General features: G+C 62.3%; 15 protein-coding genes. 4 read left to right on the top strand and 11 right to left on the bottom strand.

Going from position 1 to position 17,979, the window contains the following annotated elements; genetic code table 11:
- Positions 1-96 precede the first annotated feature (96 nt).
- The gene (gene gudD / locus N5D61_RS11640; protein WP_279892764.1) at positions 97-1,440 is read right to left on the bottom strand and encodes a glucarate dehydratase; all 1,344 of its coding nucleotides are present in this window, start codon (positions 1,438-1,440) and stop codon (positions 97-99) included.
- A 65-nt stretch (positions 1,441-1,505) separates the two neighbouring features.
- Positions 1,506-2,855, bottom strand: coding sequence for an MFS transporter (locus N5D61_RS11635; protein WP_256600783.1), 1,350 nt, complete (start codon positions 2,853-2,855; stop codon positions 1,506-1,508).
- Positions 2,856-3,182: 327 nt separating this feature from the next.
- Between N5D61_RS11635 and N5D61_RS11630 the strand changes: the two genes are divergently transcribed.
- Positions 3,183-3,896 carry a FadR/GntR family transcriptional regulator gene (locus N5D61_RS11630; protein WP_108238613.1) on the top strand — a complete coding sequence of 238 codons (714 nt, stop codon included), beginning with the start codon at positions 3,183-3,185 and terminating at the stop codon, positions 3,894-3,896.
- Between the two features lie 27 nt (positions 3,897-3,923).
- On the opposite strand, the gene N5D61_RS11625 is transcribed toward N5D61_RS11630, so the two are convergent.
- A complete protein-coding gene (locus tag N5D61_RS11625) occupies positions 3,924-5,036 on the bottom strand; it encodes an alpha/beta fold hydrolase (protein WP_279893071.1) in 1,113 nt (370 codons plus the stop codon).
- A 218-nt stretch (positions 5,037-5,254) separates the two neighbouring features.
- Between N5D61_RS11625 and N5D61_RS11620 the strand changes: the two genes are divergently transcribed.
- Positions 5,255-6,340, top strand: coding sequence for a sugar diacid recognition domain-containing protein (locus tag N5D61_RS11620; protein ID WP_108238615.1), 1,086 nt, complete (start codon positions 5,255-5,257; stop codon positions 6,338-6,340).
- A 20-nt stretch (positions 6,341-6,360) separates the two neighbouring features.
- On the opposite strand, the gene N5D61_RS11615 is transcribed toward N5D61_RS11620, so the two are convergent.
- The 5 genes from N5D61_RS11615 to msrB all read right to left on the bottom strand — a co-directional run bounded on the left by N5D61_RS11615 (position 6,361) and on the right by msrB (position 12,326).
- Positions 6,361-7,311, bottom strand: coding sequence for a VTT domain-containing protein (locus N5D61_RS11615; protein WP_279892759.1), 951 nt, complete (start codon positions 7,309-7,311; stop codon positions 6,361-6,363).
- Between the two features lie 102 nt (positions 7,312-7,413).
- The gene (locus N5D61_RS11610; protein WP_108238617.1) at positions 7,414-8,853 is read right to left on the bottom strand and encodes a catalase; all 1,440 of its coding nucleotides are present in this window, start codon (positions 8,851-8,853) and stop codon (positions 7,414-7,416) included.
- A gap of 343 nt (positions 8,854-9,196) precedes the next feature.
- Positions 9,197-9,916 carry a peptide-methionine (S)-S-oxide reductase MsrA gene (gene msrA, locus N5D61_RS11605; RefSeq protein WP_279892757.1) on the bottom strand — a complete coding sequence of 240 codons (720 nt, stop codon included), beginning with the start codon at positions 9,914-9,916 and terminating at the stop codon, positions 9,197-9,199.
- Between the two features lie 27 nt (positions 9,917-9,943).
- Positions 9,944-11,764: a cytochrome c biogenesis protein DipZ gene (locus N5D61_RS11600; protein WP_279892755.1), complete on the bottom strand. Its 1,821-nt coding sequence runs from the start codon at positions 11,762-11,764 to the stop codon at positions 9,944-9,946.
- A gap of 43 nt (positions 11,765-11,807) precedes the next feature.
- The gene (gene msrB, locus N5D61_RS11595; RefSeq protein ID WP_108238620.1) at positions 11,808-12,326 is read right to left on the bottom strand and encodes a peptide-methionine (R)-S-oxide reductase MsrB; all 519 of its coding nucleotides are present in this window, start codon (positions 12,324-12,326) and stop codon (positions 11,808-11,810) included.
- A gap of 171 nt (positions 12,327-12,497) precedes the next feature.
- On the opposite strand from msrB, the gene N5D61_RS11590 reads away from it, so the two are divergent.
- Entirely contained in the window at positions 12,498-13,220 is a 723-nt protein-coding gene (locus tag N5D61_RS11590) for a response regulator transcription factor (RefSeq protein ID WP_108238621.1), read from the top strand.
- The gene (locus N5D61_RS11585; protein WP_279892752.1) at positions 13,220-14,719 is read left to right on the top strand and encodes a HAMP domain-containing sensor histidine kinase; all 1,500 of its coding nucleotides are present in this window, start codon (positions 13,220-13,222) and stop codon (positions 14,717-14,719) included. The genes N5D61_RS11590 and N5D61_RS11585 overlap by 1 nt, the downstream gene beginning before the upstream one ends.
- A gap of 60 nt (positions 14,720-14,779) precedes the next feature.
- Here the strand turns inward: N5D61_RS11585 and N5D61_RS11580 are convergent, their stop codons facing one another.
- The 3 genes from N5D61_RS11580 to N5D61_RS11570 form a co-directional block, all read right to left on the bottom strand.
- Positions 14,780-15,412: a response regulator transcription factor gene (locus tag N5D61_RS11580; RefSeq protein WP_279892750.1), complete on the bottom strand. Its 633-nt coding sequence runs from the start codon at positions 15,410-15,412 to the stop codon at positions 14,780-14,782.
- Positions 15,413-15,443: 31 nt separating this feature from the next.
- Complete coding sequence (locus N5D61_RS11575) at positions 15,444-16,802, bottom strand: cache domain-containing protein (RefSeq protein WP_108238624.1); 1,359 nt, start codon at positions 16,800-16,802, stop codon at positions 15,444-15,446.
- A 267-nt stretch (positions 16,803-17,069) separates the two neighbouring features.
- Complete coding sequence (locus N5D61_RS11570; RefSeq protein ID WP_279892747.1) at positions 17,070-17,702, bottom strand: LysE family translocator; 633 nt, start codon at positions 17,700-17,702, stop codon at positions 17,070-17,072.
- Positions 17,703-17,979: the final 277 nt, after the last annotated feature.

Genomic DNA, 17,979 nt, shown 5'->3' with positions numbered 1-17,979 from the left:
TGCACGGAGATGCACAGAGCCTAGCACGGCGGCGTGGTAGCAGGCGCGGGCAGGGAACCACGCGCCGGCGGGACCAGGGGGCGAAGCACCGCGCGCTCAGCGAACCAGGCAGGGCTGCTTGTTGTTGAATTGCCAGTTGGGGATCAGGCACTGCATTGCCACGCTGTCGTCCCGGGCGCCCAGCCCCATGCTTTTGTACAGCGCGTGGGCCTTGTGCACCTGATCCAGATCGATCTCGATCCCCAGTCCCGGCTTTTCCGGCACCTTGATGTGGCCGCCGATGATCTGCAGCGGTGCCTTGGTCAGGCGCTGGCCGTCCTGCCAGATCCAATGGGTGTCGATGGCGGTGATCTGGCCCGGCGCAGCGGCCGCGGCATGGGTGAACATGGCCAGCGAGATATCGAAGTGGTTGTTCGAATGCGAGCCCCAGGTCAGGCCCCACTCGTTGCACATCTGCGCCACCCGCACCGAACCCTGGAGGGTCCAGAAGTGGGGATCGGCCAACGGAATGTCCACCGATTGCAACTGGATGGCATGGCCCATTTCCCGCCAGTCGGTGGCGATCATGTTGGTCGCGGTGCGCAGCCCGGTGGCGCGACGGAATTCGGCCATCACCTCACGGCCTGAGTAACCGTTTTCCGCGCCGCAGGGGTCTTCTGCATACGCCAGCACGCGGTGCTGATCGCGGCAAAGACGAATCGCTTCTTTCAACGACCATGCGCCGTTGGGGTCAAGGGTGATGCGTGCCTCTGGAAAACGCTCGGCCAGAGCCGTCACGGCCTCGATCTCGGCGTCTCCACTGAGCACCCCGCCTTTGAGCTTGAAATCCTCGAAGCCGTAACGCTCGAAGGCCGCTTCGGCCAGGCGCACTACGCGCTCGGGTGTCAGGGCCTCCTCGTGGCGGAAGCGGAACCAATCATTGTCGGCCTCTTCTTCGGTGCGGTAGGGCAGGTTGGTTTTCTTCTGGTCGCCGACATAGAACAGGTACCCGAGCACTTTCACTTCGTCACGCTGCTGGCCTTCGCCGAGCAGAGCGGCCACAGGCACGTCCAGATGCTGCCCGAGCAAATCGAGTATGGCAGCCTCGATGCCGGTCACCGCGTGAATGGTGATGCGCAGGTCAAAGGTTTGCAGGCCGCGGCCGCCGGCGTCTCGCTCGCTGAAGGTCCGGCGCACCTGGTTGAGTATCTTCTGGTAGTTGCCCAGGGTGTTGCCGACCACCAGCGAGCGGGCATCTTCGAGGGTCTGGCGGATTTTTTCGCCGCCGGGAATTTCCCCGACACCGGTGTGGCCGGCGTTGTCTTTCAAAATGACGATGTTACGGGTGAAGTAGGGCCCGTGCGCGCCGCTCAGGTTGAGCAGCATGTCGTCGTGACCCGCCACGGGGATGACCTGCATCTCGGTAATGACGGGTGTGCTGCCGGTAGGGTGTAAGGACATGACTCGATCCTTGTATAGGCGAGGCGCCGCCAGGCGGCACCGTGGGTCGGTAAAAAGGTGATGGCTCAGGAATGGCTATGCGTGACGTCAGCGCTGGCCAGCGGCTCGCCACCCGGCTTGCGGGTAGTGCGCACCGTGAACACCAGGATCGCGGCGATGATCGAGGTCGCGGTCAGCCCATACAGGCCGCCTTGAATCGAACCGGTCTGTTGTTCGAGAAGGCCGAAAGCGGTTGGGGCGACGAAACCGCCCAGGTTGCCCAGTGAGTTGATCAGGGCAATCACCCCCGCCGCGATACGGGCGTCCAGATAGCCCTGGGGGATCGGCCAGAACAGCGACGACGCCGATTTGAACCCCAGCGCGGCAAAGCAGATGGCGATGAAAGCGAACACCGGCCCTCCCGTCGTGGACATGAACATGCCCGCCGCTGCAATGAGCAAGGCGCAAGCCACCCAGGCTTGCTGGTGCTTCCACTTGGCGGAGAGCGAGGCGAACCCGTACATGGCGACGATGGCAATGAACCAGGGGATCGAGTTGAACAGGCCAACCTGGAAGTCGCTCAGATCGCCCATCTTCTTGATGATGCTCGGTAACCAGAACGTAGCGGCATAGATCGTCAATTGGATGAAAAAGTACATCAGGCAAAACAGGATGATCTGCGGGTCCTTGAGCAACTGACCCATGGACAGCTTCACCGGACTGGCCGCTTCACGCGCGCGCTGCTCGTCGTCGATGGCCGTGGTCAGCGCGTCCTTTTCTGCCTGCGTCAGCCAGTTGGCGTCTTGCGGCCGGGAATCCAGCCAGAACCAGACGAAGAAACACAGGCCCACCGAGAACATCCCCTCGATGAAGTACATCCATTGCCAACCATGCATGCCCAGGCCCTCGATCTGCAACAGCAGGCCGGAGAGGGGGCCGGAGATCAGCGACGCGAAGGCCGACCCGCTGAGGAAGATCGCGATCGCCTTCCCACGTTCGACGCCCGGCAGCCAGCGAGTGAAGTAATAGATCACGCCGGGGAAGAAACCGGCTTCTGCCACCCCAAGCAGGAACCGCAGGATATAAAAGTGGGTTTCGTTCTGGATGAAGGCCATTGCGGCGGCGACCAGCCCCCAGGTGAACATGATCCGGGTGAGCCAGAGACGCGCGCCGACTTTTTGCATGAGGATATTGGAGGGGACTTCGAACAACGCATAAGCGATGAAGAACAGCCCGGCGCCGAAGCCGTAGGCGGATGCGCCGATGCCCAGGTCATGTTCCATGTGGCTACGCACGAAACCGATGTTGACCCGGTCGATGTAGTTGACGATGAACATGATGACGAACAGCGGCAGCACATGGCGCTTGACTTTGGAGACGGCCGTCTGGAGGACGGAGGGCTCGGCATCATCCAGCGGGGATGAGGATGTGTTCACTGGCGTAACTCCCACTCATTATTGTTATGCGGGTTGTCGTGCAGGGCAGGGTGAGGCCCTGTTGCCAGTCATCATACAAGTAAAAGTACCGGCTGCAAGGCGAATTTGCTGGTCATTCTGCAAGTTGACCAGCAGACTAAGTCGGCTTGTATGACAAGTTGAACGACCACTGATGGCGCGTTACAAGCCCGGTACCGGCAGGGCTGCGTGGAGGTCTCGTTCAGCCATCGGAAGCCGATTACCCGAATTCCAGGCACGCTTTTTTCAGCAAAACAGACAAGTATTCACGCGTTGCAAAACGATCTTCGACAGCCAGGACCGCCGCCCATGCCAACACCTGCCCGACTTCCGAAACTCCGGCGACAGCACAGCCTGGCCACCGATCTGGTGACCGACCTGAGTCAGCGGATCCTTTCCGGGCATATCGCCGCAGGCGAAAAATTGCCCTCGGAACACGAGATGGTTCGCGAGCACGGCGTCAGCCGTACGGTGGTGCGTGAAGCGATCTTCAAATTGCAGGCGTCAGGATTGGTGGAAACCCATCAGGGCAAGGGCACCTTCGTTCTGCCACGGTCCGCGTCCGGCGGCCTGCACCTGAAGGTCGAAACCGTGTTTACCGTGCGCCACATCATCGAGCTGCGGATGGGGCTGGAGACCCAGGCCGTGGCACTGGCCGCTCAACGACGCACGCCTGACCACCTCGCTGCAATGCGACAGGCCCTGGATGACTACCAGGATTTGCTGGCCAAGGAAGACAGTTGCGTGGAGGCGGACCGTCGTTTTCACTTACTGATCGCCGAGGCGACGGGCAATCCTTACTTTCTCGACATCCTGCAGAACCTGGGACAGGCCATCATTCCGCGCAGCGGTATCGGCTCCAGCGAGCGGGCAGGCACTCGGCTGACCCACCATGCGTACCTGGCGAACCTGGAGCACGAAGCGATTCTCGCCGCGATCGGCCGCCAGGACCCGGACGCCGCCCGCGCCGCCATGTGGACGCACCTGAGCAACAGCCGCGAGCGCCTGGCCCCGGCGGATTAACCAGCGGGCCTAGTGGGGCATGCACGGTTAACGGGTGCTCTCCAATACCCCCATCAACACCCCCATCTGCCAATCGAAATAGGGATTGAACGTCAGCCTTGCGAAAACTTTCCCCGGTTCGCGATGCCCCCAGTCCGAATACCAGACCGGTTCTCCATCCAGGCATTTCTGCATGGCAGCGGCTTCTTGGCCATTCCAACAGATGCGCTGGCTGCCGTCCTTGCCGTAGAGCGGATCTTGCGGTGAAAACATCAGCCCCATGTGCGAGAACTGGGCGATCCGGTAGGCCGGGAGGTCGTCGGTGCGCACCTTGACCCGCGGGGTGCGGGCGGTCATGGCTGGGGAAGCGCCATACCAGATCAACCGACTGGCCGGATGGCTGAACCGGGTGTTGAAGCTGTCCAGTACATAGGCGGTGTCCAGCACGGAGTCGTGTTGGGTGATGGCCACGAACACCGGCTTCTCATAGTGGCGAGTTTCCAAATGTTCCTGGGCGAGCAGCGCACTGCGGTAGAACTGTGCAAAGCCGTTGGTGGGCACGTTCAGGTAGCGGACCGGTGTCTGCATCGGGCGGTTACCGTCGCTCGGGCTGGCCAGCCAGGGACGGAACCAGCCGATGTATTGGGTCAGCCAGGCGTAGGTGTTGGCAGGGCGGAACGCGGGAGAGAACAGCACCAGGCCGGCGATGTCCGAGCGGTCGTAGGCGTAATCCAGCACCAGGTTGGCCCCGGTCGAAAAACCACCCAGGTACACCGTCGACACCTCGCGCTGCAGGGCGGCGGTCTGTTCGCGGACCACCTGCTGCCACTGTTCGAGCGTCACATCGAGCATGTCCGACGGCTTGCTGCCGTGTCCCGGCAGCAGCACCGTACGCACCAGGAAGCCCTGATCGGCCAGCGCCTGGCCCACATCATGGAAGGACCAAGGCGAATCCCCCAGCCCATGCACCAACAGTATCCCGCGTTTGGCCACGCCATTCGGTCGCCACTCTTGGGGTGCATTCCATTCCAGTTCTGCCCCATGGTCGCGGGTCTGGAAGTCACGGTGCTGTTGGAGCCAGGCGACGGTTTGCTGGCGATACTCGGCGAAGCTCGCTTGGCCTAGGGGCACGTCATTGGACGCACAGGCGTGCAAAGCCAGGAACGAGAGAAGGGCGAGGGCGTGTCTGGGCAAGATGGCGTGATCTCATTGCAATTTCAGTGCTCTCCCTGCACTGTGCCATGACCTGGGCCCGGCAGGTAGCTTAACTGCCCGCAGACGTGTCGGAACCCGGTGTCCCCCTCAGGCAGACCCTGTGAATCAAGACCACGCCATGACTCAGACGCATCTTCAATCCCTGTATCGTCCGGACATCGCTCATGTTCGCCCTTGATCATGCCTTGGCCCAGGACATCGTCGACCGAGCGATGGCCATCCTGCCGTGCAACGTGAACGTGATGGATTACCTGGGCATCATCATCGGCAGCGGCGAGGCCGAGCGTCTGTACACGCGGCATGAAGGCGCGCAATTGGTGTTGGCCAATCGCCGGGTGGTGGAGATCGATTCCCATACCGCCAAGCGACTGAGCGGTGTGCGGCCGGGCGTCAACCTGCCGCTGATGCTGGACCGGCAACTGGTGGGCGTGCTGGGCATTACCGGTGAACCGGACCAGGTGCGGGTCTATGCCGAGCTGGTGAAGATGACCGCGGAAATGTTGATGGAGCATCGGCGGCAGCAGGCCGATCAGCAATGGCGACATCAGCGCAGTGAGGACCTGCTGGCGCGTCTTTTACTGGGCGACAACCCGGGGCATCTGATCGATGAAGCGGAGCAATTGGGGTTGCAACCTCATTTGACTCGCCAGGCCGTGGTGATCGAACTGCCTGACGGTGCCGGGTACGCCGGTCAATTGGCCGCGTGGCTCAACGGGCGTTACGCCAACAGTTGGTGCGTCTCTTGCGAACCCCAGCGCGTGCATTGGTGCAGGGCGGCAGGTAAAGACCGTGAAGACGCCTTGCTGCTCGAGCAGTTCGACGAGCAGGGCTGGCCGGTGGTGCGCATGGCGACGGCAGAGCCTTCTGCCGATTTGAGCGAGTTGCGCCATGCCTGTGCAGCCGCGCGGGACCTGCTGGAATACGCCCGCGTCGCACAACCTCAACAACGTCTGTTGCGGCTGGCCAGCCACCGTCTGGCGGTGCTGTTCTGGCGCCATCGTCACGATTGGCTGGCCGAGGGGGTGGCCGAACCCTTGAAGGGGCTGCAAGGCCATGCTCAATTGCTGGATACACTGCGTGCCTGGTTCGATTACAGCGGGGAAAGCCAGGCCTGTGCCGACGCCTTGGGGATTCACCGCAACAGCCTGCGCTACCGTCTGGAAAAAATTGCCGAGCTCAGCGGCTGTAACCCTTACCGCACCGATGAGTTGCTGCGTCTGTACGTCGGCATGCAGATGATGCCTCGCTAGCGTCAGCTCGGGCTTGCCGCTCAGGCCGCTGCAGGCTTATCGACGAGCGCCGGTTCCCCTTCGGCCTCGCGCCAGGCATCCAGTCCACCCACCAGGGCCTTGCCACGGGTCAACCCCCGAGCGCGCAGCCTTTCCGCCAGTAACGCCGCGGAAAGCTCGTTGGGGCAGGCGCAGTAGAACACCATGTCGACATCGGTCAGTTGTTCGACCCACGGGTCCAGCGGCTCTTCCAGGCTGATGGAAATCGCGCCAGGGATGCCGTCCACCACGTGGGTGTGGAAGGTAGGGCGCACATCGATGATGACCGGCGGCTCGTCTGTGTCGCGCAACGCCAACAGCTGCGGCACGGTGATGCGCGGGATTCTGGCCGTGCGCCGGGCCAGGCGACGACGCTTCCAGTACTTCCAGCCGATGAACAGGCCCAACGCGAGCAGCACGCCGCCAATGGCCACGGGCACGTAGCCGGTCAGCCAACTCAGCACAGGAATGATGGCATCGGTGAAGAGCATGCCCAGCAGCAACGCGGACCCGGCCCAGATGAACGAGCCGGCCAGCGAATAGCGCATGAACTGCGCGAATGGCGTGGCGTTCATCCCTGCCACGGTGGTGACCAGGGCGCCGGCGCCCGGCAGGAATTTGGACAGCAACATCGCCCGTGGCCCGACGCGGTCGTAGACGTTGAGGCCTTGACGAATGCAGGTGTCTTGAGAGAGGGAGATCTTGCAGATGGATTTCAGCAGCACGGCGCCGTAGCGTTTGCCGGCCAGGTACCACAGCGAATCGGCAATCAGGCAGGCGAGCATGGCGATCAGCACGCCGGCGCCCAGCAGCGGTTTGCTTTGCATCGCCAGCGCACCGGTGACGATCAGGGTCGGATAGGCCGGCACCGGCAGGCCGATCTGCTCCAGCAATACGTTGACGAAGACCAATAGCAGGCCGTGGCTTTCATTCAATTGCTGCAGTTCGTTCATGGCGAAGACTCGGATCAACGAACGCCGCCGGGCAGCGTTCGAGGCAAAAAGGGCTTCATTAACGTGGACTGAAGCCCCTTTTGTGTCAACGCCGACGAGGCGTTATCCGCCGAGTTTCTCGATCGCGGCGGCGACGCCCGCGCCATACGCCGGGTCGGCCTTGGTGCAGTTGTCGATGTGGCGTTGCTTGACCAAGGCCGAGGCGCCATTGATGGCACGCGCGGTGTTGTCGAACAGCACCTGCTGTTGTTCGGCCGTCATCAGGCGGAACAGCGCGCGCGGTTGCGAGTAATAGTCATCGTCGTCTTGGCGGAAGTCCCAGTTGGCAGCCGCGCCATGCAATTGCAGCGGCGGCTCGGAGAAGTCCGGTTGTTCCACCCACGCCCCCTTGCTGTTCGGCTCGTAACCGATGGTGCCCCCCGCGTTGCTGTTGACCCGCATCTGGCCGTCGCGGTGGTAGCTGTTGACCGGGCACTTGGGCGTGTTGACCGGAATCTGATGGTGATTGACCCCCAGCCGGTAGCGCTGGGCATCGCCATAAGAGAAGAGCCGCCCCTGGAGCATCTTGTCCGGGGAGAAGCTGATGCCGGGCACCACATTGGCCGGGTTGAACGCCGCCTGTTCGACATCGTGAAAGTAGTTGTCGGGGTTGCGGTTGAGCTCCAGCACGCCGACCTCGATCAGCGGGTAGTCGGCATGCGGCCAGACCTTGGTCAGGTCGAAGGGGTGGACCCGGTACGTGCTGGCGTCCTGTTCAGGCATGATTTGCACGAACAGTTTCCACTGCGGGAATTCGCCTTTTTCGATGGCTTCGTACAGGTCGCGCTGATGGGTTTCGCGATCATCGGCGACCAGGCTCGCTGCTTCCTGGTCGGTCAGGTTTTCGATGCCTTGCTGGGTTTTGAGGGTGAATTTGACCCAGAACCGTTCGTTGTTCGGGCTGATGAAGCTGAAGGTGTGGCTGCCGAAGCCGTGCATGTGGCGATAGGACTTGGGCAGGCCGCGATCGCTCATGACCACCGTCACTTGGTGCAACGCTTCAGGCAGTGAGCTCCAGAAATCCCAGTTGTTGTCGGCGCTGCGCATGTTGGTGCGCGGGTCACGTTTGATCGCGTGGTTGAGATCAGGGAATTTCAGCGGGTCGCGCAGGAAGAACACCGGCGTATTATTGCCCACCAGGTCCCAATTGCCTTGTTCGGTGTAGAACTTGACCGCGAAACCGCGGATGTCGCGCTCGGCGTCGGCCGCCCCACGTTCGCCGGCCACGGTGGAGAAGCGGATGAAGATGTCAGTCTTCTTGCCGATCTCTGAAAACACTTGGGCCTTGGTGTAGCGGGTGATGTCGTGGGTCACGGTGAAGGTGCCGAAGGCGCCCGAACCCTTGGCATGCATGCGCCGCTCGGGAATCACCTCACGGTCGAAATGCGCCAGCTTTTCCAGCAACCAGACATCTTGCAACATCAGCGGGCCGCGAGGGCCGGCCGATTGGGAGTTCTGGTTGTCGACGACGGGTGCTCCCGCCACGGTAGTCAGTTTATTCATGATCAGGCTCCGGTTTAGAGAGGTTCAGTGTCGAGGCATCCTTCGCGGCTGTATTGGACGCTCGTGCGCCTCTTTTCAGTCCTGCAGGGCCATCCATGACTGCTCTGGGGAGCTGTCACAGGTCGCACAGTCACTGCGGTGAAGAAACAGCGGGAAGGACTCAACCCAGGCAGGGCCCGATGAGCGTCGTACGGGGCGGGTGTTAGGAAAAAAAATGAAGGCTGGAAGATTGTCCATTTCGCTCCTCCTATCAAAAAAAAAGACGCCCCAGAGGGCGTCAAAAGAGGAGAGCGTGGGCGCACGGCAGTCAAGGCCTTTGCGTGGCGTTTCAGGGTGTCCCGTGCTATTTCGCCGTCTGGAGCAGCACGGGCTGTTCGCTGTAGCGGGTGGCGAACAACTGCTTCAACTGACTGACCTTGGGTAAGTCATTGACCACGATGTAGGGGTAGGTCGGGTGAGTGGTGAGGAAGTTCTGGTGGTAATCCTCTGCCGGGTAGAAGCCGTTGTAGCGCTCGATTTGGGTCACGATGGGCGCGCCAAAGGCTTTCGCTGCATCGAGCTGGGCGATATAGGCCTGGGCCACGGCTTGCTGCTCGGCATTTTCCGGAAAGATGGCGGAGCGGTATTGGGTGCCGTGATCCGGGCCCTGGCGGTTGAGTTCAGTCGGGTTGTGGGCGACCGAGAAGAAGATCTGCAGCAACGTGCCGTAACTCAACTGCGAAGGGTCATACGTGATCTCGACCGACTCGGCGTGCCCGGTATCGCCCTCGCTGACTCGCTCATAATGGGCGGTGTCGGCGCTGCCACCGGCGTAGCCCGATACCACTTGCCGAACGCCCTGAACATGTTGGAACACGCCCTGAACGCCCCAGAAACAGCCGCCGGCGAGCACCGCCTTTTCGGTGCCGGCGGTGCTGACCCTTTCGTCTTTCTGCGGCGGGGCGATGCTCACTGCGTCTTCACCGGCAAACGAGCAGGCGGCGGTTTGCAGCACGACCACGCCGAGCGCCAGACGCAGGCTGTTGCGACGTAGACCGGATAACGCAAGGCTGAACGTTTTCATATCAAGCACTCCTGAGCTGCACGGGGATCAACCGAAAGTGAAGGCGTAGGCCGACACTCCCGGATCACTGAATTCGATGGTGAAGGTGTGATCGGCGACGTCGCCGGGCTGGCGGACCAACTGGTAAAGGCGTTGCTCGGCCACGATCCCGCTGCCGTCAGGGGCGACGTCGCTGCCGTGTGCATCGCCCGGTGCCTTGCCGTCGAGCGTGACCTTGAATCGCACGGGCTTGCCATCGCTGCCCGGGCCCAGGACCAGGTGCAGGTCCCGGGCGTGAAAACGGTAGACGATTCGGCCATGGGCAGCGTCGAGGCGGGCGCGCTCGGCGCCGATGTTCCACTGGCCCTCCAGCCCCCAACTGTTCAACGTCAGATCCTGCGGGGTGCTGTAGGGGGCGCTGCGGTCGTGGCTCGGGCCACCGGGGGACACGAAGCGTTCGGCACGTTCATAGCCCAGGTAGGTTTCCGGGGACTTCGCATCGCCCAGGTCAGCAGCCTGCTGTACGCCCTGGCCATTGGCGTCGATCAAGTCATCGGCCACTTGACGACTGCCCGCCTCGCGCAGCAGTGCCTGGATGACCCGCTCGGATTCGTCGTAAGCGCCTTCGCCGAAGTGGTGGTAGCGAATCCGGCCCTGGGCATCGGCGAAGTAGTGGGCCGGCCAGTACTGGTTGTCGAACGCCCGCCAGATCCTGTACTCGTTGTCGATGGCCACCGGGTAGTCGATACCCAGGTCCTTCATGGCGCGGGTGACGTTATTCACGTCACGCTCGAAGGCGAACTCCGGCGCGTGGACGCCGATCACCACCAGCCCCTGGTCACGGTATTTGTCCGCCCAGGCTTTGACATAGGGCAGGGTGCGAAGGCAGTTGATGCACGAGTACGTCCAGAAATCGACCAGCACCACTTTGCCCTTCAATTGTTCGGCAGTCAGCGGCGCCGAGTTCAGCCACTGCACGGCACCCTCCAGTGGGGACAACTGGCCTTCGACCGGTAGGGCCGACGTGCTGCTTATCGCGGCCCTCATCATCGCACCGGAAGTCTGCATGCTGGCGCCGGCCGGGTCTCTACCGGGGATGTTCTGCGCCATCATTGCCCCGCCCTGCAGGGCCCCATTGCCCTTATCGTCGCTGGCCAGTCGACCGACGAGTGCCTGCTCCAGGCCGCCCGTCGACGCGGTGGACACGCGGGCGAGAATGCCGGTGTCCAGCCCCAACGCAATGGCGCCGACACCGGCGAGCATGGCCGCACCCAGGCCCCGACGAATCCACTCACCGGCACCCAGCGAGCGCTTCATTGCCTTGAACACTTGGCCGCCCAGCAGCAGGGCGAGGGCCAGCGAAGTGGCCGCACCCGCAGTGTAAGCCAGCAACAACAGGGTGGTACCGACACTGGCCCCCTGGAGCGCTGCGCCGGTCAGGACCAAGCCCAGGATCGGACCGGCACAAGGCGCCCAGAGCAGGCCGGTCGCCACGCCGATCATCAATGAGGCCCACGGACGGGGGCGGGCGTCCACGCAGGCGCGCTCGGACAGTCGGCTGCCGGCGGCCACCAAGGGACGTGTCAGGCGCTCGGCAAGTTTGGGCAACAGAAGCGTCAGGCCGAACAACGCCACGAAGGCCAGCGCCAAGCCTCGGCCATACTGGTTGAGCTGGACCACCCAACTGCCGCCCACCGCCGCGAGGGTGGCGACCAGCGCAAACGTCAGCGCCATGCCGACCAGCAACGGCAGGCCGCTGCGCACGAAGGGTTGCCCGGTGCGGGCGAACACGAACGGCAGCACCGGCAAGATGCAGGGACTGACGATGGTCAGCACGCCGCCGAGGTAAGCGAGGAGGATCAGAAGCATGGGGCGGTTCCTTCAATCGATGTTCGGGTGTGAATGACGCGGGTCACGCGCCTGCCCCGGCAAACGTCATCGCCAGGCCGTTCATGCAGTAGCGCAATCCAGTGGGTTTCGGGCCGTCGGTGAAGACATGCCCCAAATGCCCGCCGCAGCGTCGGCAGTGGACTTCCTTGCGCAGCACGCCGAACGAGGTGTCCGTTCGCACGGCGGTGGCGTTGTCCAGTGGCGCCCAGAAGCTCGGCCAGCCGGTATGGCTGTCAAACTTGGTGGTCGAGGCAAACAGCGGCAGCTGGCAACCGGCGCAGGCAAAGGTGCCCGTGCGGTGTTCATCGTTGAGCGGGCTGCTGTAGGGCCGCTCGGTGGCTTCGCGACGCAGGACCTGAAACTGCTCGTCGCTGAGCAAGGCGTGCCATTCGGCGTCGCTGTGGCTGACTTCGAAGCTGCCCACCGGCCCGTCTTGCGGCACGAGGGTTTCACCGTCGGCCCACTTGGGCAGTAGGCCCAAGGCAAGGGCGGCGCTGCCAATGCTTCCACTGATTACCAGAAACTGTCGTCTTGAAACCATGTTCGACTCCTCGGCACGGCCCGCTGACACGGGCGACTGCGATGAGCCAAGGTTAGGCGGGCGCTGTTCCCCGAATCCTCACCGAGAGTTAAACAATTCGTGATAACTCAACGACGGCAAAATCGGCACAATGGGTGCCATCGTGCATCGCACTGGCGAGGTTTGCTTTTCATGGATCAGCCCAAACGCATTCTGGTGGTCGAGGACGACAGTCATATCGCCGACCTGATCGGCTTGCACCTGCGGGACGAACAATTCGAGGTGGTGCACAGCGCCGATGGCGAAAAGGGCTTGCGCCTGCTGGAACAGGGCGGCTGGGATGCGCTGATCCTCGACCTGATGCTGCCGGGCGTCGACGGGCTGGAGATCTGCCGCCGCGCCCGGGCCATGACGCGCTACACACCGATCATCATCACCAGCGCCCGTTCCAGCGAAATGCACCGCATCCTTGGCCTTGAGCTGGGCGCCGACGATTACCTGGCCAAACCCTTTTCGATGATGGAGCTGGTCGCCAGGGTCAAAGCCTTGCTGCGCCGGGTGGATGCCATGGCGCGCAACCTGAAAATGGACGCGGGCAGCCTTTCCAGCGCCGGGCTGTTCATCGATCCGCTGACCCGTGATGCTTCCCTGGACGGCCGCTCGCTGGACCTGACGCCTAGGGAGTTCGATCTGCTGTATTTCTTCGTGCGCCAACCCGGCAAAGTGTTCTCGCGCCTCGACTTGCTCAACTCGGTCTGGGGCTATAACCACGAAGGCTATGAACACACCGTCAACACGCACATCAACCGCTTGCGGGCCAAGATCGAAGTCGATCCGGCCCAGCCGTTGCGCATCCTGACGGTGTGGGGGCGGGGGTATAAATTTGCCGGCCCGGGCGACGCAGGAGAGGCGTGATGAAGATGACCCTCACCCAGCGTTTATCGCTGGTGTTCGCGCTGTTGCTGCTGATCTGCTGCGGCACCTCCGTGCTGCTGCAGGTCCGCTCCAACAAGATGCACGAATTGGAAGTGGTCCAGGGCCTGTCTCGCGACCTGGCCCAGCACATCGCCCGCGACACCCAGTTGATGGACGCCAATGGCCTGAAGCCCGATGCCGTGCGCGAGCTGTTCAGCCAACTGATGCTGGTCAACCCCAGTGTCGAGGTGTATCTGCTGGATGGCGAGGGCAGGGTCGTGGGCGATGCAGCGCCCAAGAACCGCCTGGTGCGTGACCGCGTGGATCTGGCACCGATTCGCCAACTGCTGGCCGGGGCGCCGTTACCGATCCTGGGGGATGACCCACGCAGTGCGCAAACGCGCAAGGTGTTCAGCGCGGCGCCGCTGATGGTGATGGGCAAACCGGCCGGCTTTTTGTACGTGGTGCTGTTGGGCGAGGCCCACGACCGCTTCGCCGAGCGCGGTGCCACCAGTGAGGCGTTGCGCACGGCGCTCTGGTCGATCGGCCTGATCGCCTTGCTGTGCCTGTTGGCGGGTCTGACCGCCTTTGCCTGGATTACCCGTCCCTTGCGACGTCTGACCGAGACGGTCAGCCAATTCGACATCAACGCCGCCCCCGTCGCCCTGCCGGCTTCGGGGCTCGAACCGGCCGGCCACGGCCATGACGAGATCGCCGTGCTCGCGGCGACCTTCGCACAGATGCAGAACCGCTTGAGCGAGCAATGGCAGACCCTCACTCGCCAGAGTCAGGACCGCCGGGAACTGGTGGCCAACATCTCTCATGACCTGCGCACGCCGCTCGCGTCGTTGCACGGCTATCTGGAGGTGCTGTCGGTCAAGGACGCGACATTGAGCTTGGAGGAACGGCGTCGGTATCTGGGCATCGCACTGGAGCAGAGCCGCAAAGTGGGAGGGCTGGCCCAGTCATTGCTCGACCTGGTGCGGCTGGAACATGGTTTCGTGGTGCCGGTGATCGAGCGCTTTTCGTTGACGGACCTGGTGCAGGACATCTTCCAGAAGTTCGAACTGTCCGCCCAGAGCAAGGGCGTCAACCTCATACCCCACTTCGGGGCCTCCATTCCCGGCGTGTATGCGGACCTCGGGTTGATCGAGCGGGTGCTGACCAACCTGTTCGACAACGCGTTGCGCCATACGCCAGCGGGGGGCGAGATCCGCATAGCGCTGCAGCCCCGCGAGGCCCATGTCGATGTGACGGTCAGCGACACCGGGCCCGGGATTGCGCCCCCCCTGCGCGAAGGCCTGTTCCTGCGGCCGTTCAACATTGGCGGTGCGCGCCGAGACGGTGGGCTGGGATTGCGGATCGTGTACCAGATCCTGCAATTGCATGGGCTGCGGATTGAGTTGCTCGACGTTCAGGGGCAGGGCGCGACGTTCAGGTTTGCGCTGCCGGTCGATGAGGGCACGGCGCTGCAAGGGGTGCCGATGCCGGCGGGTTGAGTCGTCCTGGCCGTTTGTCGCCACACGGCCGAGGGTTGACGGCCAAGCGGCAGTGGCGCCTCAACGCACCAGCAACCCGTGCTCCATCGCGTATTTCACCAGCCCCGCCGGCTTGTCGATGTTCAGCTTGCGCCGAATGCTCAGGCGATGGGTTTCCACGGTGCGCACGCTGATCGCCAGATTTCGGGCAATCGTCTTGTTGTCCAACCCCTTGGCCAGCCCCACCAGCACTTCCACCTCACGGGGAGTCAGTTCGTTGTCGTCGACTTTTTTCGACACCAGCTTGAGGGTCACTTCCGCGCTGTAGAAGGTGCCCCCCGTGGCGATGGCTTCGATGGCCGCGACGATTTCCCGCGACGGTGCGTTTTTCAACACGTAGCCACTGGCACCGGCGCGGATCGACGTGGCGACATATTCCTGGTTGTCGTACATGCTCAGAATCAGAATCTTGATCCTGGGGCAGCGCTGACGGATCAGCCGGGTCAACTCCAGGCCGTTCATGTCTTGCAGGCCGATGTCCACCAGCAGGATGTCCGGCTTGACGTCTTCACACATCGCCAGGCCTTGCGCCGCGTTCTCGGCTTCGCCCACCACTTCGAACAACGGCCGCGTGGAAAGCAGCGCGCGTACACCGTCGCGGACCAGGGAATGGTCGTCGACCAAGGCAATGCGGATGGGCTGGCTGGCGCTCATGCGAGGCGGGGTTCCTGTCTGGGTGGATGGATCAGGCGGCGATGCTCACCGGCATGACCACGGTCAACTCGCTGTGTCCGGGCACCGAATACAGGTTGAGCTGGCCGTGGAAATGCTCGACGCGTTCGCGAATATTACGCAAACCGATGCCCCCCTGTATCTCCTGCAGGTGGTTGACGTCCACCTTGAAGCCGACTCCGTCATCGCGCACCGTCAGTTGGACCTGTCGCTTGGTGCCGCGCAAGTCGATGAAGACGTTCTGGGCATGGGCATGACGTTCGACGTTGGTCAGCGCCTCTTGAAGGATGCGGAACAAGGCCACGGGGGCGCCTTCGGCCAGCTTCAGGTTGCCCAGATCGTGGCGATAGTGAATGGTCAGCCCGGTTTGCTGTTCGAATTCGGCAACCAGTTGCGTGACCGCTGCCGCCAGCCCCAGGGTGTCGAGCAGGGAAGGGCGCAAGTCGTGGGAGATGGTTCGGATCTCGCCGATGGCTTCACCCAGCCGCTCGGTCCCTTGGCGCAAGGTGTCGAGGCCGTTCGGGTCATTGCCCTCCAGTTGCAGACCGGCCAACTCCAACTGGAATTTGATTGACACCAGTACCTGGCTGATGCCGTCGTGCAACTCACGAGACAGCCGCGAGCGCTCTTCCTCTTGCAGATTCATGATGCGTTGGTTGAGCAACTGCAACTTGCGGTCCGCTAGCCGGTGTTCGCTGGCGTTCAGTGTCAGGCCGCAGATGAACACCAGCAACACCGCGATCAGCGCCACGGCGCCGATGTCGAGCATGGTGGCGTAGATCCCCCGTGCCACTTCATGACGCGCCTGTTGGGTGGCGCGCTCGACGTCCTCCAGATAAATGCCGGTCCCGAGCATCCAGCCCCAGCGCTTGAGCATGACCACGTGGGCGAGTTTGTCGGTGACTTGTCCAGTGGAGGGTTTTTCCCAGGCGTAGTGTTGGAAGCCGTCGCCGGACTGAGCACTGTTCAGCAGGGCCCGGATCACCAGCAGGCCTTGGGGATCGGTCATGTTCCAGAGGTCCTTGCCGACCAGCGCGGCTTGTCGGGGGTGCATCAGGTTGCGGCCGTTCTGGTCATACACGAAGAAATAGCCGTCGATGCCGAAGCTGAGTTTGGCGAGTTCTTCGAGGACTTGCTGTTTGGTCCGATCGTCGTCACGGCCACTGTCGTAGATCGGGGCGAGGGCGCTCATGGCCATTTCGACGTAGTTTTTCAGTTCTGCGCGTTTGCTGGCCAGGATGCTGTCTTCGATCAGTTGCGCTTGTTGTTCGCCCAGCCGCTGGTTCTGCACGATGACCAGGGCGCAGATGACGCAGACGGCGAGGATCAGCGGCAGGATGCCCAAGGCGACGATCTTGTGTTTGAGTTGCATGGGGCATCCGGGAAGCTGTTTTGTTATGGGGGGGTATTAGACACGTATTGATTCAGGCTGGCACCTGGCTCTTGCAGCGTGTTCGCTGGTGTCATCGGCCAAGGCCTGCTCAGCGTTCTTGTCTGCGTGGACCCTATCGTCCCCGGGTTGACGACGCTTCCAGCGCCGCCATCAGGGGGGGCGCTATGGCCCCATTCGTGCGCTGCTACGCCGCTGCATCTTCGAATGCTTCACGAACGGCCCCTTGTGTACCGCGCCCCCGAAACCTTACCTCCCGGATATAAACGTCAAGCGGCAAGCCAGCCCGAGGAACACCGCGCCGAGCATTTGATTGAATCGCTTGGCAATCCTGGCATTCGTAGCCAGCTTGCTCCCGACCTTACTCGCCAACATAATCACAGACCCGTTTACGAGCAAGCCCACGACGTTCAAGATGGTCGCGAATAGCAACATCTGAGCGATCATCGAACCTTTGGTCGGGTCAACGAATTGTGGAAAGAGCGCTAATACAAAGAGTGCCATTTTCGGGTTTAGCAGATTGGTCAGCAGACCTTGCCGGAAAATGCGCAGGAGAGGCGTGGGGGTCAGGGTTCCATCGGCCTTGAGCGGCGATGCAGCGGATGTAAAAACTTTCCAAGCAAGAAATGCAAGATAGGCAGCACCCACGAACCGGACGACGTCGTATGCAGTGGGGATGTTGACCATCAGTTGTGATAATCCCAAGGCCGCAGCCAGTGCGTGGCAGTAGGTGCCTACTTGGATACCTGCCAGCGACATGAACCCCGAAGCCCTGCCTTGGCTCATGCTTCGGGAAGCAATCAATAGCATATCCGGGCCGGGTGTCAGCGTAAGCGCAAGGCAAGCACCTGTGAAAAGTACTGCTACGGAGATATCGATCATAACGTCCACTCCCTGGTGCGAAGTCGTCTGTGCGAGATGCCGGATTCTACAAGACAGTGCTCCCTTTTAGGAGTTGCCACTTTGGCTCTGGTGTTAGAAAGGTGGGCCCGCCAAGTGTTGGATCAAATGGCGGTACCGATCATCAAAGCATTGGAGCCGTGGGGCCAGATGTAGGCGAGCTGATCCATTAGCGAGGGTGACGCTGATTCACTGTTCCGCTTTTTACAGCCATCAGTCACTTATTGGAGCCGTGGGGCCGGATGTCGGCGAGCTGATC

This window comes from Pseudomonas sp. GD03842, from assembly GCF_029841165.1.
GTDB lineage: Bacteria > Pseudomonadota > Gammaproteobacteria > Pseudomonadales > Pseudomonadaceae > Aquipseudomonas.
The sequence above is the reverse complement of the archived record's forward strand: the minus strand, read 5'-3'. Positions and strand labels throughout refer to the sequence as shown.